The 24,853-nt window shown below is 60.3% G+C and carries 17 protein-coding genes; 6 read left to right on the forward strand and 11 right to left on the reverse strand.

The annotated features are described in order from the left end of the window. Positions 1–11 precede the first annotated feature (11 nt). The gene (gene purB, locus B047_RS0114340) at positions 12–1,322 is read right to left on the reverse strand and encodes an adenylosuccinate lyase (RefSeq protein WP_018467668.1); all 1,311 of its coding nucleotides are present in this window, start codon (positions 1,320–1,322) and stop codon (positions 12–14) included. A 505-nt stretch (positions 1,323–1,827) separates the two neighbouring features. On the opposite strand from purB, the gene B047_RS0114345 reads away from it, so the two are divergent. Then, positions 1,828–3,579: a carboxypeptidase regulatory-like domain-containing protein gene (locus B047_RS0114345; protein WP_018467669.1), complete on the forward strand. Its 1,752-nt coding sequence runs from the start codon at positions 1,828–1,830 to the stop codon at positions 3,577–3,579. A 2-nt stretch (positions 3,580–3,581) separates the two neighbouring features. Next, complete coding sequence (locus B047_RS0114350; RefSeq protein WP_018467670.1) at positions 3,582–5,714, forward strand: S8 family serine peptidase; 2,133 nt, start codon at positions 3,582–3,584, stop codon at positions 5,712–5,714. 302 nt (positions 5,715–6,016) lie between these two features. Here the strand turns inward: B047_RS0114350 and mmsB are convergent, their stop codons facing one another. From mmsB to chvE, 3 genes are all read right to left on the reverse strand, one after another. Beyond that, positions 6,017–7,171: a multiple monosaccharide ABC transporter permease gene (mmsB, locus tag B047_RS18010; protein ID WP_018467671.1), complete on the reverse strand. Its 1,155-nt coding sequence runs from the start codon at positions 7,169–7,171 to the stop codon at positions 6,017–6,019. Positions 7,172–7,183: 12 nt separating this feature from the next. Beyond that, complete coding sequence (gene mmsA / locus B047_RS18015) at positions 7,184–8,719, reverse strand: multiple monosaccharide ABC transporter ATP-binding protein (protein ID WP_018467672.1); 1,536 nt, start codon at positions 8,717–8,719, stop codon at positions 7,184–7,186. 67 nt (positions 8,720–8,786) lie between these two features. Further along, entirely contained in the window at positions 8,787–9,848 is a 1,062-nt protein-coding gene (chvE, locus tag B047_RS0114365) for a multiple monosaccharide ABC transporter substrate-binding protein (RefSeq protein WP_018467673.1), read from the reverse strand. A 326-nt stretch (positions 9,849–10,174) separates the two neighbouring features. Between chvE and araD the strand changes: the two genes are divergently transcribed. The 4 genes from araD (at position 10,175) to araA (ending at position 15,383) form a co-directional block, all read left to right on the forward strand. Then, positions 10,175–10,885, forward strand: a complete 711-nt coding sequence (araD, locus tag B047_RS17725) for an L-ribulose-5-phosphate 4-epimerase AraD (RefSeq protein ID WP_275053393.1) — start codon at positions 10,175–10,177, stop codon at positions 10,883–10,885. A gap of 266 nt (positions 10,886–11,151) precedes the next feature. Continuing rightward, entirely contained in the window at positions 11,152–12,213 is a 1,062-nt protein-coding gene (locus tag B047_RS16935) for a LacI family DNA-binding transcriptional regulator (protein WP_084785013.1), read from the forward strand. Continuing rightward, a complete protein-coding gene (gene araB / locus B047_RS0114375) occupies positions 12,206–13,846 on the forward strand; it encodes a ribulokinase (protein WP_026234925.1) in 1,641 nt (546 codons plus the stop codon). The genes B047_RS16935 and araB overlap by 8 nt, the downstream gene beginning before the upstream one ends. A 28-nt stretch (positions 13,847–13,874) precedes the next feature. Beyond that, complete coding sequence (araA, locus tag B047_RS0114380) at positions 13,875–15,383, forward strand: L-arabinose isomerase (protein WP_018467676.1); 1,509 nt, start codon at positions 13,875–13,877, stop codon at positions 15,381–15,383. A 94-nt stretch (positions 15,384–15,477) separates the two neighbouring features. Here the strand turns inward: araA and B047_RS18750 are convergent, their stop codons facing one another. The 7 genes from B047_RS18750 to B047_RS16940 all read right to left on the reverse strand — a co-directional run bounded on the left by B047_RS18750 (position 15,478) and on the right by B047_RS16940 (position 24,842). Continuing rightward, complete coding sequence (locus B047_RS18750) at positions 15,478–15,714, reverse strand: transposase (RefSeq protein WP_157205959.1); 237 nt, start codon at positions 15,712–15,714, stop codon at positions 15,478–15,480. A gap of 300 nt (positions 15,715–16,014) precedes the next feature. Further along, entirely contained in the window at positions 16,015–16,596 is a 582-nt protein-coding gene (locus B047_RS0114385) for a hypothetical protein (protein WP_026234926.1), read from the reverse strand. Positions 16,597–16,650: 54 nt separating this feature from the next. Continuing rightward, a complete protein-coding gene (locus B047_RS0114390) occupies positions 16,651–17,943 on the reverse strand; it encodes an ABC transporter permease (RefSeq protein ID WP_018467678.1) in 1,293 nt (430 codons plus the stop codon). Further along, positions 17,940–18,611, reverse strand: a complete 672-nt coding sequence (locus B047_RS0114395) for an ATP-binding cassette domain-containing protein (protein ID WP_052606177.1) — start codon at positions 18,609–18,611, stop codon at positions 17,940–17,942. The genes B047_RS0114390 and B047_RS0114395 overlap by 4 nt, the downstream gene beginning before the upstream one ends. A gap of 41 nt (positions 18,612–18,652) precedes the next feature. After that, positions 18,653–20,014, reverse strand: coding sequence for an efflux RND transporter periplasmic adaptor subunit (locus B047_RS0114400; RefSeq protein ID WP_018467680.1), 1,362 nt, complete (start codon positions 20,012–20,014; stop codon positions 18,653–18,655). Between the two features lie 68 nt (positions 20,015–20,082). After that, the gene (locus B047_RS0114405) at positions 20,083–23,418 is read right to left on the reverse strand and encodes an efflux RND transporter permease subunit (protein WP_018467681.1); all 3,336 of its coding nucleotides are present in this window, start codon (positions 23,416–23,418) and stop codon (positions 20,083–20,085) included. After that, on the reverse strand, positions 23,415–24,842 hold the full coding sequence (locus tag B047_RS16940; protein ID WP_018467682.1) for an efflux RND transporter periplasmic adaptor subunit: 1,428 nt from the start codon (positions 24,840–24,842) through the stop codon (positions 23,415–23,417). Before B047_RS16940 ends, B047_RS0114405 begins: the two co-directional genes overlap by 4 nt. Positions 24,843–24,853: the final 11 nt, after the last annotated feature.

Consider the following 24,853-nt stretch of genomic DNA (forward strand, 5'->3'; position numbering starts at 1 on the left):
ATCCCCTCTTCCTAAAGCCCGAAACGGGCGTAGATGGCATCGACGTGCCGCAGGAAGTAGCGGGGGTCAAAAGCGGAGGCCAGGGCCTCGCCCTTGAGACTGCACTGGGGGTCGGCCTCGAGCAGCTCGCGGAAATCGCGACCTTCCTCCCAGCTTTTCATGGCGTTGCGCTGCACCACCTCGTAGGCGGCGGTGCGGTCCAAGCCGCTCTCCACCAGCAGGCCCAGCACCCGCTGCGAGTAGACCAGCCCACGGGTGAGGGCCAGGTTGCGCGCGATGTTGGCCTCGTAGACCACCAACCCCTCCAGCACCCGCCCCAGGCGGCGCAGCATGTAGTGGGCCAAGGTGGTGGAGTCGGGCAGGATGACCCGCTCGACCGAGGAGTGGCTGATGTCGCGCTCGTGCCACAGGGCCACGTTTTCCAGCTCGGCCTGGAGGTTGGAGCGCAAGAGCCGCGCCAGCCCGGAGATGTTCTCCAGGGCTACCGGGTTTTTCTTGTGGGGCATGGAGGAAGAGCCCGTCTGGCGGTAGCTGAAGGGCTCCGCCGCCTCGAGCACCTCGGTGCGCTGGAGGTGGCGTAGCTCGACCGTGATGCGCTCGAGGTCGGCCCCCAGGATGGCCAGAGCGCTCATCAGCTCGGCGTGGCGGTCGCGGGGGATCACCTGGGTCGAGACCGGCTCAACCTCCAGCCCCAGCTTCCGGGCCACGTGGGCTTCGACGGCGGGCTCGAGGTGGGCGTAGTTGCCCACCGAGCCCGAGAGCATGGCGATACCGATGGTCTTCCTGGCCCGCTGCAGGCGCTCGGCATCGCGCAGCAGCGCGGCGTAGAAGCTCAGGAAACGCAGCCCGAAGCTCGTAGGCTCGGCGTGGACCCCGTGGGTGCGCCCCACCGCCGGGGTGTGCTTGTAGCGCACGGCCAGCCGCCTGAGCGCCTCCTGCACCCCCCGGAGTTCAGCCTCGATGAGCGTGAGGGCCTCCACGAGCAGCGTGTTCTGTGCAGTGTCCACCACGTCGGTGCTGGTGAGGCCGAAGTGCAGCCACTGGGCTACCTCCGCGTCGTCCACCCACTCCACCAGCGCGCGGGTGAAGGCCACGATGTCGTGGCGGGTTTCCGCCTCGAGGGCCTCCGCCCGCCGGGCGAAGGTCTCGTCGATGGGCCTTCGCGATAGCCCCTCGGCCAGCCGGGCAGCCACCCCGTTGGGCACCACCCCCAGCTCCTCCCAGGCCTCGAGGGCGTACTGCTCGACCTTGGCCCAGGCTTCATACTTGCGGGCCTCGGTCCACAGCGCCTTCATCTCAGGGGTTTGGTAGCGCTCGATCATCTGCTCCTCCGGGCAGGGCCGCACAACGATTGACGCCAGGCGCGAGGGCCTGGCGGTAGACTTCTCCGTTGCCGCTTTGTAGAGGGGGAGAAACGCGTTAGGATCACCCAGGATCACTCGCTGTCCGTCGCCGTCTCACGGGGCGGCCTGGTGGACAACGGCAAGAGTCTAACACAAAGACCGGGGGGACGGGCCAGCCACCCATAACCTGATTGACGGTTCCGCAGGCCCTTGACTGAGTAATTTCGGAGTGGGTATATTTCTTTGGACTTTACTAAAAGGGGGTGAGGAAAGCCGCTAGAGGCGCTTCCGTCTTAACAGATTTGTCGTTTTTGTAAAAGCGATCCGGGCTCTCGGGGGTTACGGGTACTCGGATGGGGCTTCTTACTTCTGTCTATCCACAAGCTAAGGAGAGAAGAACGTGAGGTTGAAACTTTTATACACCGGGTTAGTTGGGGTGCTCTTGTTGTTCGGGTGTACCCCGGCCGATACTAAGCCTCCCGTCGTGCGGATTAACCAGCCTGCCGATGGCGCTACCGTGAACACCGACAGCGTGGAGCTCCGGGGCAGCGCCACGGACGAGCGCACAGTCACTCGGGTCACCTACCAGCTCAACGGCGGGGACGAGCAGCGGGTGGACGTTTCTGCCGGGAAGCAGGTTAACCTGGAAATCAACGTCAGCGGCCTGCGTGAGGGCAACAACACCCTCACCGTCAACGCCTACGACGCGCTGAGCCTCAAGGGCAGCGCCAAGGTGAGCGTGGTCTACAAACCGCTCGTACTCACGGGCTTGGTGGTGGACAACAACGCCGGGGCCGCGGTAGCGGGGAGCACCGTCACGGTGGACGGAAGCCCGGCCACCGCCGTCACCGATAGCGATGGAGCCTTTACCCTGCACCTGCCTGCGGGTACCTACAACCTCAGCTTCAGCAAGCCGGGCTACGCGGGGAGCCGCGTCGAGGGGCTGCGCCTCGAGGCCGACCTAGGCCCCATCAGCGTGGTGCAGAAGCGCGCGACCAACCCCGCCCTCGCCACCACCCCCCCGAGCCTTTCCGTAACCGCTGGCGCGGGTGGGTGCGGGGGGATCGCTGCCGGGGCGGACTTTGCCAGCGTAACCCAGGCCCAAGCCTGTGTTCCTTTCCGCATCACCGCCGCGGCCCAAGGCAGCGGGAACATGATCCGCTACATCTACGCGGGCCTCGCCAAGACTCCCGGATCCGCCTTCTTTTCCAACCCACGCTTTATCTGGTCTGCCGACGTCAACGGACCCGATACCGGCAACCAGCAACTCTCCGGCACGGCGGTCGCTGGAGTGAACGGCCCCACGACCTTCGAGGTTGTGGCCTACGACGTCAACGACAACCGGGTGCACCGCATTTACTACCTCGACTTCAGCCAGAGCACGGCCAGCCCGAGCGTCACCCCCGTGACCAACTTCCGGGTATTGTCGGTCACCCTGGCCCAGGCGGTCGGCTTCTACAGCCCCCCTAAGCCCACCACCGTGCGCCTGCCCGCCGCCTCCAGCATCTCGGTCCAAGGAGCCCCTTCCGCCGACAGCACGCTGTGGGTCGAGCTCGCCTGGAATTACAGCGGCACCAACCCCGACCGCTTCGAGGTCTGGCGCTCCTTCGACGGCTCCACCTTCGCCAGGATCGCCACCTTGGGTGGTACGGCCCGCACCTACAACGACAGCAGCCCGCAGTTGGCGGTGGGCCGGAGGGTCTACTACCGCGTCGACGCCGTGGGCAGCACCACCGCCACCGGGCCGGTACTGGCCACTACCCCCCTCGACCGCTTCACGGTGAGCTTGCTCAGCCCGGCGAAGAACCAGACCGGCGTGTCGGTGCGCCCCACCTTGTCCTGGAGCGTGAGCCGGGTGGTCGGTGACCAGCGCTTGTTCGCGCCCTTCGTTCTGGACTACCCGCAGCAGGGGGAGTACTTCATCTGGTCCCCCTACTTCTCCACCGGGCAGTTGTTCTCCGACGCCGACCTCGCGGTCAGCGGCAACACCTACAGCGTGGCCTACAACGCCGACGGCACGGCCAGCCTGAGCCGTCTCGAGGCCCACCACGCCTACTCCTTCGACCTCTCGGCGGCGGCGGTGAGCTTCGACCCTGCCGACCCGGCCCGCGTCGAGGCCATCTCCATCGCCCAAGACATCTGGAACGTCTTCCACCCGCTGGGTGTGTGCAACTTCGGTGGTCCGGTCTGTACCGGCGAGTGGAACGAATTCGTGACCGGAGACGGGAGCTACTGAACATGCGCCAGATCCTTTTGATCGTCCTGCTGAGCCTCTTGAGCGCCTGCGGCCTCCAGACCCGCCCCTCTGCCCAGGACGGCTCGAGCCCGGCCTTCACCATCCCTCAGGAGCGGCAGCTGGTGGTGGGCTATAGGGACTCGGCCAACCTCGAGGCCATCGCCCGGCAGGTTGGGGCACGGGTGGTTGCCACCATCCCCCAGCTCAAGGCCGCGCTCCTTGAACTCCCCGAGGGCCTCAGTCAGGCCCAGGCTGCTCGCCGCTTGGTGGCCCAGGTCCGCTACGCCGAGGCCAACCGCTTTGACCGCCAGCCCATCCCCCTGCCCGCTCCCAGGCCCACCACCCAGGGCCTCAGCTCCCAGGCCGCCTTCAACGACCCCCTGCTGCCGCAGCAGTGGTGGCTTGGGAAGATCGGCGCCCCCGGCGCCTGGAGCCAGGGCGCGGTGGGCACCAATGTCACCATCGGCGTCGTCGACTCCGACTTCGACCGCTCCCACCCCGACCTCTGCGATCAGCCCAGCCGCAGCCGCTGCGTGGGCGGCTACAACGCCTTCACCCTCAGCCCGTACGCGCCCACCGATCCCTTCCAGGGCAACCCGGGTCGCGACACCCACGGCTCGGGCTCGGCGGGGATGGCCGCGGCGCTGTCCAACAACGGCCAGTTCGTGGCTGGGGTAGCCGGAGGCAACGGCGATCCGGCCAGCGCCGCCCGGCTCATGCCCATCACCATCTTCGGGGGCTCGAGCGGGGGGTACGCCGGTGACCTCAACGTGGCGCAGGCCATCGTCTGGGCGGTCAACGGCCCCGACGGCCTACCCCCCACCAACCCCGGCGACAGCGGCGACGGGGCCGATATCCTCAACAACTCTTGGGGCGGCGGCGGTTACAGCTACCTCCTGAAGGACGCCTTCGACTACGCCTTGTTAAACCGGGTCGTGGTGGTGGCCTCGGCAGGCAACGACTACCGTGACGCCTACCACCTCCCCTCGGGGCTGCCTGGGGTCATCGCGGTAGCGGCCACCAACCCCCACGATGAAAAGACCGACTTCTCCACCTACGGCCCCTGGGTCGACATCTCCGCCCCCGGCGACGACGTGCTGACGACCTACGTGAACCTGGGTAGCAAGACCTGGCTCTTCGGCGGGACCTCCGCGGCTGGTCCGGTGGTGACAGGGGCGGCGGCGGTGGTGCTGCAGGTCCTGCGCGAAAACGGCCTTAGCCCGACGCCCTATCAGGTCATGCGGATCCTGCAGATGACCGCCGACCCGGTGGCGGGGCCACCCGCCGTGACCGCGGGTATGGGGGCCGGCCGGGTGAACGTGGACAAGGCGGTGCAGTTGGCGAAGGGGATCACCACTCCAGCCGCACTCCCCGCCGACGGGAGCAACATCACGGTGGGGGTGCTGAACAAGGCTGCTGACATAAGCACCGACATGCTGGGCTTCGTCCCCGTTAGCAGCGTTACGCTCGTGCACGCGGCTACCGGCAAGCAGTACCACGCCCAGACCGGCGTCACTCCTGACGCCCTTTTCCTGGGGAGCGAGCCGGGCAACTACCGGGTGCTGGCCGGAGGCCCCAGCCAGCTTTTGTGGGGCGGCAGTGAGGACCCGCAGGAGACCGTGGTCGCCGCGCCCGCGGGCAGCTCACCCCTCGTGATCCTCTACCAGCAGGCCGACCTGTACGAGACCGCTGGGGGCTCGGGTCCGGCCCGCAACGAAACCCCCGGCACGGCCACCGACCTCGCCGCCTTCTTTGGTGCGCTGCCTCCTTCCTTCACCCTCAGCGCGGCCTTCGACTCCAACAACTTCGCCCAGCTCGGCCTACCGGAGGGCGGGCCGGACGTGGACGTGTACGCCATCTCCCTGGCTGAGGGGGAGACGCTTAATCTCCGTGCAGCCAGCACGTACATCGGCGGGCAGGGGAAGGTCAAACTCAGCCTCATCGCCCCAGATCAGAGCACCGTGGTCGCCAGCGACACCGAGGTCGCCGTGCCTGCCTCGCTCAGCTTCACCGTGGGGGCGGGCCAGGCCGGGACGTACTACGTCAAGCTCGAGGAAGCCAGCGGCAATCAGGGACTGGGCTACTTCTATCGCCTGGGCGTGGGCCTGAACGGCAACCCGGCTCCCAGCTTCTGATACCCAATTCGGTTAGTTCGTCACCGAATAGTGACGCCGCCCCGCCTTGGCGGGGCGGCCGACCGAAGGGATACGCTTGCTTCACCGACCGTCAGGGAGGGGNGTGCTCTAGGATTCAAAAAGATAGCCTCTGAAGGTTTTTGGTTTGGGTGATTATCTTTTTGAATCCGGTATTAGGGTTAGGGGATGCTGGGATAGGGGTTTTAGGTGTCTTCTGCCCAAGTTAACTTTGCTGCTTCGCCATCGGGGTAACCAACTGGAGGGAGTGGCCTGGGAATCAAGTATAGAGTTTGAATCTAGTATCAAGCCCGGTTGCGATTATATACATCGAAGAAAACTGCAGCCAACAACACCAACCCCTTAATAACTTGCTGATAATCAATGCCAATACCGAGAATAGACATTCCGTTATTCATCACGCCCATAATAAACGCGCCGATGACCGCCCCCATTACCCTGCCCACGCCGCCTGAAGCCGATGCTCCACCGATAAAACACGCAGCAATTACGTCGAGTTCAAACCCAGTCCCCGCTTTAGGGGTGGCGGTGTTCAATCGCGCCGCGAAAATAATTCCTGCCACAGCTGCTAGGAGGCCCATATTGGCAAAAGTCAAGAAGATCAGCCGTGAGGTATCTATGCCCGACAGGCGGGCGGCCTTTTCATTGCCACCTAGGGCATATATGCGCCGACCAATGACTGTACGGCTGGCGATGAACTGGTAAAGCAAAATCAGTACTCCCATAAGTATGAGCACGGTGGGCAGACCCTTATATGTGGCGAGCTGCCAGGTCAAATAGATTATTACAGCTGCAAAGAGCAGATTTCGAATAGCAAAAAGTGGAGCGGGTTCGTTGACTAAACCATGCGCCTGGGCTTTAAGGCGCTGACGCCAATCTACTCCTACTAAGACCCCTGCTAGTAGCACACCGATAATCAGTGAGAATATACGTATATCCTTACCTCCAAATGGGTCGGGTATAAAACCCGTGCTGATGCTTTGAAATGCTAGAGGAAACGGACCTACTGACTGGCCTTGTAACAAGGCTAAGGCAGAGCCTTTGAATACCAGCATGCCCGCTAAGGTCACGATAAACGACGGAATGCGTGCGTAAGCTACAAACCAGCCTTGTACTGCACCAATAAACACTCCTGCGAGCAAAGCCACGATGATTGTAGGAGCTACTGGCCATTCATAATGCACCATCAATACGGCGGCTAAGCCGCCGATGAAGCCACTCACCGCCCCAACTGATAAATCAATATGTCCGGCTACAATCACTAGTAGCATCCCTAAGGCCATCACCACGATGTAACTATTTTGCAGTATCAGATTGGTCAAATTCAGAGGCTGTAGTAAAATACCGTTGGTTGCTATCTGGAAAAAACCTATGATAATGATCAGAGAGATCAAGAGCCCGTAGTTGTGAAGGTTTGTTTTTAAGGTACCGAGTTTCATAGTAGGGTTCTCTTAGGCTTGAACAGCGTTAACTATGGCCCGCATGATGCGTTCTTGACTTGCCTCGCCTCGAGGTAGCTCGGCTACGAGCTGCCCTTCACTCATCACATAGATACGATCACACATACCAAGTAGCTCGGGCATTTCAGAGGAGATCAACAAAATGCCTTTGCCTTCGGATGCAAGCTCATCTATGATGGTATAGATGTCGTACTTGGCACCAACGTCAATGCCTCGGGTAGGTTCATCCAAAATCAGGACACGCGGTTGTGTAAATAGCCACTTGCTCAGCAAAACTTTCTGTTGATTGCCACCTGAGAGGTTAACCACAGGCTGTTCGATGCTCGAGCAACGTATACGCAGCGACTCACGAAACCCTTGAGCTACTTTGGCCTCGCTGTTTTCGTCAATGACACCACGCTGAGAGACCTTAGGTAGATTGGCCAAGGTCACGTTTTTGCGGACTTCCTGTTCTAAGATCAGTCCCCAACCCTTGCGGTCTTCTGTAGCGTAAGCTAGGCCACAGCGGATGGCTTTGCTGATGGTTGAGACATCTACTTCCTGCCCATCAATAAAAACTTGACCACTTATACGGTTCCCGTATGCACGACCAAAGAGGCTCATGGCTAATTCTGTGCGTCCTGAGCCCATTAGCCCAGCAATTCCTACAATCTCCCCCCTACGCACATGAAAACTGACCCCCTTAATCACTTCACGGCCGGCATATTGTTCGTGGTAAACTCGCCAATCTCGCACCTCGAAGATCACCTCGCCAATTTTGGGGTGACGCTGGGGATATCGGTGCTGCATATCCCGCCCTACCATTCCCCGAATGATACGCTCCTCGCTGAGCGGGCCTTCGGTGCAGTTTAAGGTCTCGATTGTTGTGCCGTCGCGAAGTATGGTAATGCGATCAGCGACCTGAGTAATCTCGTTGAGCTTGTGAGAGATGAGAATACAAGCGATGCCTTGGGCTTTTAGTTCCCGTAAAAGTTGGAGTAACGCCTCGCTATCAGTCTCATTCAGACTTGCTGTGGGTTCATCGAGGATTAAAAGTCGTACACGCTTGGACAGCGCCTTGGCAATTTCCACTAATTGTTGCTTTCCTACCCCCAGCCTACCCACAATGGCCGAGGGTGGTTCCTTTAATCCCACACGCTTTAAGAGTTCTTGCGCACGGATATGGGCGGCGTGCCAATCAATGACTCCAGTCCGTGCTGGCTCGTTGCCTAAAAAAATGTTTTCCGTAATCGAAAGCATGGGGACTAACGCGAGTTCTTGGTGAATTATGATGATGCCTTGGGATTCACTATCTCTAATACCCTCAAAGCGCTGCAATTTCCCCTCGAAATAAATCTCTCCTTCGTACTGGCCATAGGGATATACGCCACTTAGCACTTTCATGAGGGTGGATTTCCCTGCCCCGTTTTCCCCAACGATGGCATGGATTTCACCGGCATAGACGGTCAAGTTGACATTATCTAAAGCCTTGACGCCCGGGAAGCTTTTACTAATGTTGCGCATGGATAGAATGGGCTCTTGTGCCATGCTGCCTCCTGGCATGCTCCTGGTGGCCCGGATTAACCCGGCGCCACCAGGGCTGTGCTGTGATTTCCTACCGAAGCTGTGCTTCGGTGTAGTAGCCGCTGTTCACGAGCACCTGTTTCCAGTTGGAAGCAGTTACCAGTACTGGCTCGAGCAGGTAGGCTGGCACAACCTTTACGCCATTGTGGTAGGTTTTAGTGTCGTTGACTTTGGGCTGGTTACCCCTCATTATCGCGTCGATCATATCAACTGTAGCCTTAGCTAATTCACGTGTATCTTTGAAAATAGTTGAGTACTGCTCGCCACGGAGAATAGATTTTACCGAAGGAATCTCGGCATCCTGACCGGTGACGATAGGGCAGGGCTGTTTGGCAGTGCAGTAACCCACTCCCTTGAGAGAGGAAAGAATACCGATACTCAGGCCATCATAGGGGCTGAGTACTGCATCCACTCTCTCCGTGCCATAGTAGGCTGATAGAAGATTGTCCATACGGGCTTGTGCAGTTGCACCATCCCAGCGCAGGATGCCTACTTTATCCATACCCATTTGCTTGCTGCGCACCACAAGCTTTCCGCTTTTGATATAGGGATCCAGCACGCTCATGGCACCGTTGTAGAAAAAGTAGGCATTGTTATCGTCGGGAGAACCCCCAAATAGCTCAATGTTAAAGGGACCCTTCCCCGCCTTTAAACCCAATTTATCCACAATGGATTGCGCTTGCAGGACGCCAACCTTAAAGTTGTCAAAAGTGACGTAGTAATCCACATAGGGGCTGTTTCTGATGAGGCGATCGTAGGCTATAACCTTTATTTTGGCATCATGTGCTTTCTTGAGGATATCGGTGAGGGTAGTCCCATCTATGGGAGCGATCACTAGTACCTTGGGCTTTTTGGCAATCATGGCCTCGATTTGCGCAATCTGATTGGGAATATCGTCTTCGGCATACTGTAAGTCAGTAGTGTAGCCCTTGTCTTTCAGGTGCTTGACCAAGTTAGTGCCGTCAGAAATCCATCGGGCAGAGGATTTGGTTGGCATAGATATGCCGACCAAGCCTTTACCTTGCCCATAGGCCGCCCCTAAAAACGAAAAGGCCATGCTAACAAAAAGGATGTTTGCGAACAGATGCCTCATTGGCTTGCCTCCCTGAGAGTAGATTTTTCCCGATGTAGTGATTACAACTAAAGCCTACTTCCCGTCAAGTGCCGATAACCGAAAACCTCTTCTAGCACCCCCCCTTTCGTAGAATGCCCCATAAAGGGATGAAGTTTTTGATCCTATGGTGGAATTCCACTCTCTATCCGTGAGCGATCACATTTGCGATCATTGAGAGCCTATCCTTATGTAATCAAGGATATTATCGCGGTTTTTGTGATCGCTCACATCCTAACACTAGCCTCAAAAATAGTCAAGACGGCCTTGGCTTTACTAAAAGTGCCCTAATGGCGTAGACTTGCGACGTGATAGCCAAAGAACTAAGGGAGCAAGCCCTAGAAGCGAATCTGGCATTACCCCGCTATGGACTAGTGGTATTTACCTGGGGTAATGCTTCTGCTTATGACCCTGCAGCCGGGCTTATGGCCATCAAGCCCAGTGGGGTGGCGTATGAGGATTTGAGCGTTCACAGCATGGTGGTAGTGGAAGTGAGTAGTGGTAGGGTAATCGAGGGTAGCCTGCGGCCCTCTTCCGATACCCCCACACACCTGGCACTAGCTCGGGAATTTGGGGTGGGGGGGATTGTCCACACCCATTCGCGCTACGCTACGGCTTGGGCCCAAGCTGGTTTGGACTTACCTTGCTATGGCACTACCCAGGCGGACTATTTTGGCGACACCATTCCCTGTACCCGTGGCCTTACATCCGAGGAGATTAACCAGGGCTATGAGCACTATAGCGGACAAGTCATTATTGAGGAGTTTCGCCGCCGGGGACTAAACCCTAATGATGTGCCCGCAGTACTGTTGCGCCACCATGCTTCTTTTGTATGGGGTAAGAACGCAAAGGAGGCAGTACATAATGCGGTAGTACTCGAGGAAGTTGCTCGCATGGCGCTTTATGCCCGTGTGCTTAACCCTAAGCTAAGCGAAATCCCTGAGGCTTTGCTCAAGAAGCACTATCGTCGTAAGCATGGTGTGGGTGCCTATTACGGACAAAGTAAACCCCAAGGATAAGTTCTGCCCGGATTGATGTCTTTGCCGCCAACAGTTCGCTTATATGGTTTGAAAGTCCAACCAAGCGGCAATTCCTGCGTAAATTTACATACTCGGCTTGACGCTTTGCTCGGATGGATTTAAAATGTGAGCGGTCACAAAAATTTAAAGATCGCTGGTAAAACGGCCTATGTTACTGTTCGCGTGTTTTAGGGATAAAACTCACATCGCTTGCCAAGATCATCTTGCTTGGCAGCGGGAATCGAGTAAGAGATTAAGGTGTCTTTATGGTAGACTCTAACCGGAAACCTGCCACCATCAAGGATGTAGCTCGAGCGGCGGGGGTTTCATACCAGACTGTTTCAAGGGTCATTAACGACCATCCTTCGGTTCGAGAAGATACTCGGCGACGGGTTAAGGAAGCTATCCGCCGACTTAAATACCAACCCTCGAGTGTGGCCCGTAGCTTGGCTACTCAACGTAGCAAACTGATCGGAGTGGTGAGTTTTGGCTCGCCTGAATTTGGCCCTACCCAGATGCTCTACAACATTGAGCAGGCCGCGCAGATGCGCGGCTACCACGTAAGCATTAGCAGCATCCCGGCTTTGAGCCGCAAGGAGCTGGTGCTAGCAGTCAATGCCCTGCGTCGACAGCGGGTAGATGGCATCCTGATCATCGCCCCGTTGCTGGAGGCTGAGACCGGCTTCCTGCGCGAGTTCGCAGTACCAATCGTTTTGGTGGATGCTGATCCTTCGGTGGGGTTACCGACCAGCGGCATTGACCAGCTATATGGGGCGCGGTTGGGGGTGGCGCACCTACTGGAGCTGGGGCACCGTCGGCTGGCTTTAATCGGCGGGCCCCAGCAGTGGAACAATGCCCGTGAGCGCTTTCAAGGCTGGAAGGAAGCTCTCCTCGAGGCAGGGTTAAAGCCGGTAGCCCAGGTTTTTGGCGACTGGAGTGCCAAAAGCGGTTATGCTGCCACACGAACCTTGCTCGAGACCAAACAGTCCTTTACCGGATTGCTGGTGGCCAATGACCAAATGGCATTGGGGGCCTTGCGGGCTTTGCGAGAGGCTGGGCTAGGGGTGCCGGGGGAAGTCTCGGTAGTGGGGTTTGATAATATCCCTGAATCGGAATTTTTTGATCCACCCCTTACTACTGTTTACCAGGATTTCCCTAGCTTAGGGCAGAGCAGCTTGGCCCAACTGCTTGCCCTAATCGAAGCTCCGGCCGAGGCTAAAACTCCTCGACTCATTCAGCCCAAGCTAGTGGTGCGGGCTAGTACCGCAAGCGTCAAGACGCAAAGGCAAAAGACCTTCTTGCCCAAACGGAGGAAAGTGAATGAGTGAGCAGTATACAGTAGGTGTGGATTTTGGTACCGAGTCGGGACGTGCGGTAGTGGTGCGGGTTTCTGATGGGGTGGAGTTGGCCAGTGCGGTGTGCATTTATCCGCACGGGGTGATGGATACTGCGTTGCCTAGCGGCAAACCTTTGCCTCCAGAGTGGGCCTTGCAGCACCCCGAAGATTACCTTTTGGTTTTCAAGCAGGCGGTGCCGGAAGCCCTGAAGAAAAGCGGAGTAGATCCCAGCCAGGTAGTGGGGATCGGTATAGATTTTACTGCCTGTACGATTTTGCCCACCCTTTCCGATGGCACTCCGCTGTGCTTGTTGCCGGAGTTTGCCGACGAACCCCACGCGTACGTCAAGCTGTGGAAACACCACGCTGCGCAGCCTCAGGCCGACCGCATTAATGCTTTGGCGGCAAAGCGCGGCGAGACTTGGCTCCCCCGCTATGGCGGCAAGATTTCCAGCGAATGGCTTTTGGCTAAAAGTTTGCAGATTATAGAGGAGGCCCCGGAAATCTATGCCCATGCCGAGCGGATCATAGAGGCAGCTGACTGGGTGGTATGGCGTTTATGCGGGCGGGAGACCCGCAATACTTGTACGGCTGGATATAAAGCTATTTATCAGGATGGACGCTATCCTTCGAGGGAGTATTTAGCTGCCCTAAACCCTGAATTTGCCGATTTGGTGGAAACCCGCTTGGGTAGAGAGCTGTCTCCTCTAGGGGGCAAGGCTGGAGAGCTGACCGAGGAGGCTGCGGCTTGGACTGGTCTCAAGCCAGGTATTGCGGTGGCGGTAGCCAATGTGGATGCCCATGTAACAGTACCGGCGGCAGGGGTAGTAGAGCCGGGGCGGATGGTGGCCATCATGGGTACTAGTACCTGCCATATGGTGATGAGCGAGTCTTTGTGTGAGGTGCCGGGGATGTGTGGGGTGGTGGATGGGGGTATTATTCCCGGCCTCTACGGATACGAAGCTGGGCAGAGCGGGGTGGGAGATATTTTCGCTTGGTTCGTCAAAAATGTGCTTTCCCCGGAATATGCTTCTGGTGATGTGAGCGTTCACGAAAGCCTCGAGCGTGAATCTGCTAGGCAAAAACCTGGTGAGCATGGCCTGCTGGCGCTGGACTGGGTCAACGGCAACCGCAGCGTACTGGTAGATGCGTCGCTTAGCGGCATGATTCTGGGATTGACTTTAGCTACGCGACCCCCTGATATCTATCGGGCGCTGATCGAAGCCACCGCTTACGGAACACGTCTGATCATCGAGACCTTTCGGAAACACGGGGTTGCTGTTGATGAGTATGTGGCTGCAGGAGGGCTGACTAAAAACCGCATGTTGATGCAGATTTACGCCGATGTGCTGGGTATGCCTATTAGCGTTATAGACAGTGAGCAAGGCCCGGCCCTGGGTAGTGCAATGCATGCGGCAGTGGCAGCAGGGGTATATCCCGATATTCGAGCTGCGGCTAAACGGATGGGCAAAGTGCGCAAAAACGTTTATGCGCCCGTAGCTGAGCATCAAAGCATTTATGACCAGCTGTATGCGGAATATGTGACCTTGCACGACTACTTTGGGCGTGGTGGCAACAACGTTATGCAGCGGCTCAAACGCCTATCGCAGCAGGTAGGGGCTTGAAGACAAAGCAGAGGGGAGTCGAGTAGCTATGGTTCATTTATCCAAGCCGGAGCTTTGGTTTATTTGTGGTTCGCAGCACCTCTACGGGGAGGGCCCATTACGAAAGGTTGAGGCCAATGCTCGGGAGATTGCACAAGCCTTGAACGCCTCGGGGCAGATCCCGCTCGAGGTAAGGTTTAAAGCCCTCCTTACCACGCAGGAAGAAATCTATAAGCTAGCCCAGCAAGCCAATGCTGAACCCAATTGCGCGGGGCTGATCTTGTGGATGCATACCTTTTCCCCGGCGAAGATGTGGATTCGCGGTCTGTCGGTGCTAAACAAACCTTTCGTCCACCTGCATACCCAAGCCAACCGTGACTTGCCTTGGGACACCATCGACATGGATTTCATGAACCTCAATCAAGCCGCTCACGGGGACCGCGAAGCGGGGTTCTTGCATACCCGCATGCGCTTAGGGCGGAAGGTGGTGGTGGGGCACTACGCCGACCCGGAGGTGCAAGAGCGGCTTGGGGCTTGGGCCCGGGCAGCCCATGCTTGGCACGATCTACAAGGAGCAAAAATAGCTCGTTTTGGGGACAACATGCGCGAGGTAGCGGTTACCGAAGGGGATAAAGTGGCTGCTGAGATGCGCTTTGGGTTCTCGGTCAACGGCTATGGGGTGGGCGATTTGGTAGAGCGGGTGAATGCGGCCTCGGAGGCAGCGATTGACGACCTCATAGACGAATACCAAGAGCGATACACTGTCGCCGGGGAACTGAGGAAGGGTGGGGCGCGGCACGACGCCTTGCGCTATGAGGCTCGCCTCGAGCTGGGTTTGAGATCGTTTTTGGAAGAGGGCGGTTTCAAAGGCTTCACTGATACTTTTCAAGACCTGCACGGCCTCCGGCAGCTTCCTGGGCTAGCTGTGCAGCGTTTGATGGCTGACGGCTATGGCTTTGGCGGGGAGGGTGATTGGAAAACGGCAGCGTTGGTGCGGGCCATTAAGGTGATGGGTCATGGCCTACCTGGAGGTACCTCTTTTATGGAGGACTATACCTATCACCTTGCGCCGGGACAGCAGAGGGTGCTAGGGGCACATATGCTCGAGGTATGTCCGAGCATTGCAGCGGGGAAACCTTCGCTCGAGATTCACCCTTTAGGCATTGGTGGCAAGGAGGATCCTGTGCGCTTGGTGTTTGATGCAGTCGCCGGGAAAGCCATAAACGCTTCACTGATTGACCTTGGGGGGCGATTTCGGCTCATTGTCCACGAGGTATGTGCGGTAGAGCCACCCAAGCTGCCTAGGCTCCCGGTGGCTAGGGCGCTCTGGGAGCCGATGCCCGACTTCAAAACCGGCGTTTCAGCCTGGATTTATGCAGGTGGGGCGCACCATATCGCCTATAGCTATGCTGCCACAACCGAGATGATGGAAGACTTCGCTGAGATTGCTGGGGTTGAATGCGTGGTAATAGACGCTAAGACAGAGCTGCGAAGCTTCAAGAACGAACTGCGCCAAAACGATCTATACTACTCATTAGTTAAGGGATTGCAAAATTAATGTGCTTTTCTGCTTTCCTTTAGCTAGGAAAGATGCTGTTGCTTTTGGTTCAGCATTCCGAATACTCTGCGCGCGGCTGCTGTTGGTGAGAGCGTCAAGTTCTTTGTGTTGAAGTCTGTGTCTTGGGGTACCGCAGATTGAATAGCCTTTCGATATCCTCTTGAACGTCGTCAAAACCAGCTAGCTTCCGACTCCACCTCTCTTCCCTGCGTTCGGCCTCCAGATAAACGAGCTTGTAGATGGCCTGGGGTTTAGGGAACTTGTGATCCCGTACCTTGGTACTTCTCCGTAGCTCCCGGAAGAACTGTTCGATGAGGGTGGTGCTCCTCAGGGTAAAGCGCCTGAGTTCCTACAGGGCCTCGCCGCGATTAGGCGCTCGGTAGACCCGGTTGAGATCGGTGAGTAAGGCCGAGGCGTCCCGGCGGTTGGCTTAAGCCTGGCTGGCCCTGAGTTTGTGCGGGATCGAGTATGGCCACTCGGTCTGGGGATACCCCAGACGGATCGCCTCCTCGATTCCCGAGCAGCACTTCGACAAGACCCCGAGACCTAAGTTCCTTCAAAGCTTCCTCTCCTATCAATCGCCCCCTCATTCGGGAAGAGCCAAAACGTATGGTGTGAGGGCCGGTGCGGCTCAGCGTTTGCTCAAGAGGGCGATCAGGTCAGAGAGGGTCTTCTTGGCGGGGTCCTCCTTGAAGGGGTTGAAGGGTTTGCCCTGCTGGATAGCCTGGAAGAGGCTGCCTCGAGGCCCTCCCTGACCCGGACCGCCGCCTGGACCCCTCTGTCCCTGAAAGCCAAAGCTGTTCGTTGGGCCGCCCCCACCCTGCCTGCGCTGGCGCATCTCCTCCTGCCGCTTGAGCTGGGTCTCGTCCATCCACTTGAGCTGGGCGGGGGTGAGGATCTTGTCCTCGATATTCGAAAGGATCTTCTCGGCGTCGGCGGGTTTGAGGTCGGCGCGGGTCTGGAGGTCCTTGAGCATGGGCAGCAGCTTCTGGGCCTGGGCTTTGCTGAAGGAGAGGTTTTTCTGCTTGTCGAGCTCGAGCATCAGCCGCAGGCTGCTCATGAGGTCGAAGACCGGGCGGTACTGCTCGAGGCGCTTGCGCAGCTCGGGATTGGGTTGTTGCCCACCGGGTCCCTGCTGGTTGGTGATGATCTCTTGGGCTAGCGCGAGTGAGGAGAGCACAGCCAAAACCGCTGCGAGGATCGTTCTTGCCATAAGGGCTCCTTGAGAATTGAGTTGCTTCAGGCCGCTGGCTGCTGGTGCTTCGGCTTACTCGTACCTGAGCGACTCCACCGGGTCGAGCCGGGCGGCGCGTAGGGCGGGGTAGTAGCCGAAGAACACGCCCACCATCACCGAGAAAGCGAAGGCCAGAACCATGCTGCTGGCGGAGAAGATGGGGGTGATGCTGAGCAGCTGGCCCACGCTGCGGGCCAGCCCCAATCCCAGCAGGATGCCCAGCACGCCGCCCCCCACCGACAGCACCACCGACTCCACCAGAAACTGGGTGAGGATGTCGCGCGGCTTGGCCCCCAGCGCCTTGCGGATGCCGATCTCGCGGGTGCGCTCGGTGACCGAGACCAGCATGATGTTCATGATCCCGATGCCCCCCACCAGCAGGCTGATCCCCGCCACCCCGCCCAAAAAGAGGGTGAGGGTCTGGGTAACCTGGTTCACCGAGGCCAGGGCGTCGGCCTGGTTTTGCACGCTGAAGTCGTACTCATCGGGGTTGCTGATCTTGTGGCGCTCGGCCATGAAGGCGGTGATCTGGTTTTGCAGGTCCTTGAGGGTGTCCTTGCTCAGGCCCTGCACGTAGACCTGGCTCACCGTGGCCTCGCCCCGGTTGTTGCTGCGGCCCAGGCGCTGGATGTAGGTGCTCAGGGGCACCAGGATCTGGGAGTTGGGGCTGGCAAAGCCCGAGTCGCCCTTGTCAGGCAGTACGCCCACCACCGTGAAGGAGATCCCGGCGATCTTGATCTTCTGACCCAGAGGGTCGCTGCCTTCGAAGAGGTCCTGGGCCACCTGATAGCCCAGCACTGCTACCCGCTTGCGGGCTTGGTTGTCGGCCTCGGTGAAGAAGCTGCCCTGCTCGGGCTGGGCGTTGCGCACCGTAGCGTAGGCGGGCCAGGTGCCGATGACGGTGGCGTTGGTGTTGTTGGCTCCGAACTTGACCTGATGGTTGCCCTGGGCCACGGGGGCCACCCCGGCGATCTGGGCGGCGAAGTGCTCCTGCAAGGCCTGGGCGTCTTTGATGGTGATGGTCTGGGGGCCGCCAAAGCGCACCAGCCCGGGCGGGCCGCCTCCGCGCCCGCCGGAGACGGTGAGCAGGTTGGTGCCCAGGCTCTCCAGCGAGCGGGTGATGTTGGCGGTGGAACCCTGGCCTACCCCCGTGAGCGCGATCACCGCCGCCACCCCGATGATCACGCCCAGCGCGGTGAGCACCGAGCGCAGCGGGTTGCCCAGGATGGCCCGCCAGGCGATGCTCACCACCTGCAGCGGGTTCATGCCGGCCAGGCTCGAGCGCCGCTGGGGCTTGTCCTTGAGGAGTTCTCGAGCCGCGTTCACGCCACACCTCCTATGGGCCGCCTACGGTGCGGGTTGGGCCCGTCCGACTCGATGAGTCCATCGCGGATGCGCACGATGCGCCCGGTATACTCGGCGATATCGGGTTCGTGGGTGACGATGATGACCGTGGTGCCCTCGTCGTTGAGCTCCTGGAAGAGGCTCATGACCTCGGCGGCGGTGTGGGAGTCGAGGTTGCCGGTAGGCTCGTCGGCCAAAAGGATGGAAGGGCGCATGGTGAGGGCGCGGGCCACCGCCACGCGCTGCTTTTGGCCACCCGAGAGCTGGGAGGGCAGGTTCTTCTCCTTGCCCGCCAGGCCCACCCGCCGCAGCACCTCCATGGCCCGCTCGCGCCGCTCGGCGGCGGGAACGCCGGCGTAGGTCAGGGGCACCTCGACGTTCTCGAGCACGCTTAGCCGGGGCAGCAGGTGGAAGGCCTGGAACACGAAGCCGATCTCCCGGTTGCGCGCCTCGGCCCGCTGGTTCTCGCTCAAGGTGGTCACGTCCTGTCCGGCTAAGAGGTAGGTCCCCGCGCTGGGGCGGTCGAGCAGGCCGATGAGCTGCATCAAGGTGGTCTTGCCCGAGCCCGAAGGCCCCATCAAAGCCACCATCTCCCCCTGGGCGACCTCGAGCGAGACCCCCTTCAGGGCCTCGAACTCCACCTCGCCCATGCGGTAGACCTTGCGGATGCCCGCAAGCTGTACCACTGCCTTCACCGCCCACCCCCCGCCGGGATGCGCACCGGCAGCCCGAAGCCCCCGCCCTGGCGCTGCTGGTTGGAACTGCTCGAGCTGCTCGAACTGCGCACGGGCAGCACCACCTGCTGGCCGGGCTCGAGGCCCTGGGTGACGACCTGGTTCACCCCGTCGTCGGGGCCCAGCACCACCCGCACCGTCTCCTGGGTGCCGTCGGGCTTGAGCACCTCCACGTAGCTGCGGCCCCGCACGGTTTGCACGGCCCGCTTGGGGATGATGAGGGCATCGGGAATTTCCTGGATGAGGATCTCGCCCTCGGCGGTCATGCCGGGCTTGAGCTTGTGCTCGGGGTTGGGGATATTGACCGTTACGTAGAACACCGCGATGTTGGAGACCACGCTGGCCTGGGGCGAGATGTTGGTCACCACGCCCTGGAAGGTCTCGTCGCTGAAGGCGTCGAGGGTGACCTCGACTTTTTGCCCTACCCGAACCTTCGAGATCTCGCTCTCGTCGATCTGCACTGGCAGGTTGACACTGGAGATGTCGACGAGGGTGAGCAGGGCAGAGCTGTTGCTGTTGGTGGCTCCCACCCCCACGCTGCCCACCTGCCCATTAACCTCCGCCACCACCCCGCTGAAGGGCGCGTAGATCTTGGTGGCGGCGAGGTTCTCCTGGGCCGTCTTGACTTCGAGCTGGGCCTGCTGCACGGCGAGCTGGGCGTTTTTTAAGTCCTGGGCGCCCGAGCTGGCCTTGAGGCTGAGCGATTGGCGGGCGGTCTCGAGGTTGACCCGTGCGCTCTCGAGGCTGGCTTGAGCCTTGGCATAGGCGTCTTTGGCCTGCTGCAGGCTCTGTAGGCTGGTGCCGCCGACGTCGTAGAGCTTCTGGGTGGCCTCGAGGTTGTCGCGGGCGCTCTGTAGGTCGCGGCTCGCGTTGGCGTAGGCCACCTCGGCACTGGTCACGCTCTGGCGGCCCGCAGCTTCGGTGCTGGCCTGATTGGCGCGCAGGGCCTCGAGGTTGGCCTGGGCCTTTTGCAGCGCAAGCTGGGCGTTCTCGAGGGCGCGCTGATAGTCGGTGGGGTCGAGCCGGGCGATGAGCTGGCCTTTTTGCACCCGCTCACCTACCTCGGGTAACTGGAGGACGACGCCGTTGACCTTGGGCTTGACCTCGAGGGTCTGGACGGCCTCGAGGGTGCCTGGTCCCGATACCGATACCCGGAAAGCGGAGCGGGCAACGGTGGCGGTCTCGTTTGTGGAAGTTGTCTGAGTATTAGTGGCGCGGGAGCGCAGCAGCCACCATCCGGCCAAGGACAGCACGGCCAGTATCAGCAAAAAGGCTGGCCACAGACGCGTAATGCGGGGTTTTGGGCGGGCATTCGTCATGGATTTCATCCTGAAGTGCCCGCCCAAAGGTTCGGTGTATGCATTGAGAAGATTTTGTGAAGAGCGCTCTAATCGCCCGTTCCGCCAAGAGCGGGAACGGCATGGGGTGGGCCGCTGCGGCCCCGCTCGAACAGGTAGAAGGCCGCAGGCACGACGAAGAAGGTCAGGATGGCTGAGAGCAGGATACCGCCTAGCATCACCACCCCCAGTCCCTGGCCGAACTCTGACCCCGCTCCCCTGCCCAGGATTAGGGGGAAGCTGATGACCAGCACGGTGAGGGTAGTCATGACGATGGGCCGGAAGCGCAGAACGGCGGCTTCGATCAGGGCTTCCTTCAAGGACATGCGCCCCATGCGCTCGACCACGAAGTCCAGGTAGAGGATGGCGTTCTTGGCCGAAAGTCCGATGAGGAGCAGGAAGCCTAGCAGGCTGAAGATGTCGAGCTGCCCGCCGAAGAAGTAGATGAACCACAAGGCTCCAGTGATGGCAAAGGGTACCGGTAACAGCAGGTACAGGGGGTAGCGGAAGGAATTGAACTGCGCTCCCATGACCAAGTAGGCCAGCAGCAGGGCCAGGCCAAAGACCTGTGGACCCAAGGTGCTTAGTTGCCGCGCCAGCGCAGCCTGCCCGAAAGCACTGCTCTCGGAGAGTGTTACCTGGTTGTCGAGGATGCCGGCTTGGGTAAGCTGTCGGCGCAACTCATCCTCGAAGACCGCCGCCGGAGGGGCTCCTGGAGCCGGATTGATGGAGAGCTGGGCGGTATAGAGACGATTGGTGCGACTGATGGTGAGGGGAGCTTGGCTCTGAACGATGCTGCCGAGCTGGCCCACGGTGAGGTTGGTTTGCAGGGTGGGGGAGTAGATGGGCAGGGACAAGAGCGACTGAGCGTCGGCCAGATAGATCGGGTCGATCTGGACCTCGAGCGGGTAGCTCAGTCCACCGATCTCGACCGTTCCTGCCCGCGAGCCACTGGCGAAAGTCTGCAGGGCCTGAGCCACGCTGCTGGCAGTGATACCGGTGCCGCTCATGCGGCTGGGGTCAGGTACGAAGTTGTTCTGCAGGTTGGTCTGACCTAAGTCGCTGTTGACACTGAGGACCTTGGGGTCCGATTGCAGCAATTGGATGGCCTGGTTGATGCGGGTGTTGAGCAACTCGTAGCTGGGTGAGGCTAGGTTGAAATTAAGCGCCGTACCCTGGCCCCGGAAGCCTCCACCTCCACTGATGAAGACGCGCGCTGATGGCTGGTCGGCGATGAGGGACTGCATGGCGCGCTGGAGCTGAGGGATGAGGGTGAACACGCTGGGGCGCTCCTCGACGGGCTTGAGCTGCACTACCAGTCGAGCGTTGGTATTGCCCACCGTAGTCTGAACGCTCACCACCTCCGGACGGGACAGCAAGAAGGCCTCGAGGCGGGCGGCGACGGGGTTGGTAGCGGCGAGGGTGGTGCCATTGGGCATCCGCAGGTTCACGTTGATGAAGCCACTGTCGTTTTGTGGTACGAAGTTGAAGGGGATGCGGGGGGCGATGAAGAAGAGGGTAAGACCGAAGAAGGTCAGAGCTGCGCCCAGCACCCAGGGGCTGTGGGCTAGCAGCCGTTCCACGCTACGGGCGTAGGCTTCGCGCGTATGGGTGAGGGCGGCCTCGGTCAGGCTGTGCAGGGTGGTGGTGAGGGCCTCCAGGAAGCTCAGCAGCGCACGCCCCAGGTAATAGGCCAGGCTCAGGGCCAGTGGGTAGAGCAGCAGGGTCAGCAGGTACACCGGCGGCTGGACGCGCCACAGCGCGGCGGCCAGCGCCACCCCCAGCACGATAGCCCATGGCTTGCGCAAGGAGGCCAGGCCCCAGCTCACTGCCTGGCGTAGCTCGAGCACGCTGCGGCCAAAGTCTCGCCAGGAGAGCGGTTGGGCGTCGGGGGTGTAGGCCATGCGCACGGTGAGGAAGAGCAGCGCCTCGAGCCACGACATCAGCACTGCCGCCGAGAGCCCCAGGGCAAACTGCTGGATGAAGCGCCCGGCGAAGCCACCGATAAAGCTCACCGGAATCAGTACTGCCAGAAGCGACAAGGAGGCTGCTGCCACCGCGCTGAAGACCTCGCTGGCACCCTTGAGCACTGCCTCCATGCGACCCATCCCTTCGTCACGGTAGCGCTCGACATTCTCGGCTACTACGATGGAGTCGTCCACCACGATGCCGATAGCCACGATCATTGCCAGCAGCGAGACCAGGTTGAAGGTGAAGCCCAGCAGACTGTAGAGGATGGGGGCTGCCGCCAGTGAGATGGGGATGGCCAGAATCACCGTGAGGGCGGTGTTGAGTCGCCCCAGAAACAGTAGCACCACGATGCCCACCACCACAGCGGTGATGAGTAGCTCGTGGTAGGTGTTCTTCACTGAGGCCGCGATGGGCAAGGTGGTGTTGTTGGAGAAGACGACCTTGTAGCCTGCGGGAAGCTGGGTTTGCTCGATGAGTTGCCGGACTGCCTCAGCCACTGCCACGGCGTTGGAGCCTGAGGTCTGCTGTACTGAGACCAGCACCGCCGGCTGCTGATTGACCCGTACGTAGTTATCGACGCTGGACTTGTCCTGCACGCTGCCCAGGTCGCCCACCCTCACCCCTCGGCTGCTGTCGACGAGGATTTGACTGACCTGCTCCAGGCTGCTGGGGACGCTGCGGGTGGCGAAGCTGAGGGCATCGCTGCCCTGGCTGAGCGTGCCGATGGGCTGGTCTACTGTGGCATTGTTGATGGCCTGTGTGACTTGCTGGGGGGTGAGGTTGTAGTAGGCGAGCCGGCTGGGGTCTAAGAGTACCTGAAATTCGCGGCTGGGCCCGCCAGTCAGGCTTACGTTGGCCACGCCCGAGATGCGCTGGAGGGCGGGCACCAGGATGTTCTGGGCATACTCGTAGACCTCTTCTAGGCTAGCCCCGCCCCCACTGAGCCCGAACTCGAGAATGGGCTGAGCGTTGGGGTCGAAGGACTGCACGCTGGGTGGATTTACCCCACTGGGCAGGCGGCGCACTGCCGCCGAGACCTGGGCCGCGACCTGGTTGGCGGCGCTCTTCTGATCAGTGTCAGGGTTGAAGCTGACTACTACCCGGCTGTTGCCAGCGCTGCTGGAGGAGCTGATGCTGCTGATGCCGGAGAGGCTCGAGACCGCCCCCTCGATAACCTGTGTGACTTGCTGATCTACCGCGGCGGGGGTGGCCCCAGGGTACTGGGTGCTGATAAAGACTACCGGTACGTTGGCGGTGGGTAGCAGGTCCACCCCCAGGGCGCGGGTGGCCAGATAGCCAAAGAGCACTACCCCTACGAAAATTCCGATGGAGAGCACGTAGCGGGCGACCGAGAAACCCACCAGCGGGTTCACCCGCTCGAAGAGTTGGCTCTGAAGCCGACGCAGGCGGTTCATGGCCTTCCTCCTGCGGGGGGGACTCTGCTCGGCTGTGAGGACTGGTTCCCAGGCCGCAACCGCTGTCCCGGGGGACTCGAGCCATCCCGGGTCTGATCCAGGCTCACCACCGCCGATCCATCCAGTAGACCCGGCGGCGGGTTGACGATGACCTCGAGGCCACCCTCGAGGCCCCGTACCGCCGCGGTACTTGCGGCTTGAGCCAGTACAGTTACGTTTTGGACTTTTGCTTTGCCCTCATTCACTACGTAGACGTAGCTGCGCGCACCGTCATTTTGCAAAGCGGCAATGGGAAGCAAAGTACCCTGGGCCAGCCGCACGGAGTAGCTCAAGCTGCCCACAGTCCCAGCGGGTGGGGTGGCTGTGCCCACAAAGCGAGCGGTGAGATTCACGTTCTGACCGACCGGGGCTGCCGGGCGCTGGCTGAGCTTGACCTCAAAGCTCTGGCTGCCGGTGTCAAAGCGCAGCACTTGCCCCAGCGAGAGCGAGGGCGCATCGCTTGGGGGAACGCTGAAGCGCACCTGTCGCGCCGTGCTTACAAGGGTGAAGACCTGGCTGCTGGGGCTCACCGCCTCGCCCGGAGCTACCGCGATGGCTGCGATCTGCCCGTCGAAGGGGGCGCGGATGGTAGCGTTGCTCAGGTTGAGCTGGGCTAGGCGGAGCTGGTTTTGGGCTTGAGCCACAGCTAAGCGGAGCTGGGCTAGGCTTTCTTGGCTAGCCCGTTTGTTTTGCTCGAGGGCTGCTTGGGCTGCTGTTAGGTTAGCCTGCGCGGTGTTGAGCTGGCTCTTAACGGTTTGTAGCTCACTCTCTGACATACCCCCGAGCCGATGCACCTCCTGCGCCGCGGCATAGCTGGCTTGGGCCGCCGCTAGGCTGGCCTGAGCCGCCCGAAGTTGCTGCTCGAGCCTGGCTTCGGCCTCGCGGGTGGCGTTGGTCTGGCTGCTCAGACTGATGCGAGCGTTTTGCAACGCCAGCTCGGCGTTTTGTACTGCGATGCGAAGCTGGGAGTCTTCGAGCTGGATTACAGGCTGGTCAGCCCTGACCTCATCCCCCACCTCAAGCAGTACCCGCGCCACCCTGCCGCTGCTCTGGGCAGCGACTTGGCTCTGCTGCACCGGCACCACCGTGCCGGCGGCCTGGCGCTGGGCGATGAGCGTACCGGTGTGAGTAGTGGCGGTCTGCACAGGAATTGCGGCCCCGCTCTGCCCCTGACCGCGAAAACCCTGCCCCATCGCTGCGCTGCGGCCCCCGAAGCTCTGCCCCGATCCCTCGCTGCGGCTGCCCTGAAAGCCTGCGGCGGGGCTGTTTGAGCCCGCCGCGGAGATACTCGAGCTTTCGGGGAGCGTGCTGCTGCGCAGGAGGTATCCAACCAAGCCCCCGCCCAATACCAGTGCGATAACCGTGATCCATTGCCTTAGCCGCATTCCACAGCCCC

The organism is Calidithermus timidus DSM 17022, from assembly GCF_000373205.1.
Classification (GTDB): domain Bacteria; phylum Deinococcota; class Deinococci; order Deinococcales; family Thermaceae; genus Calidithermus; species Calidithermus timidus.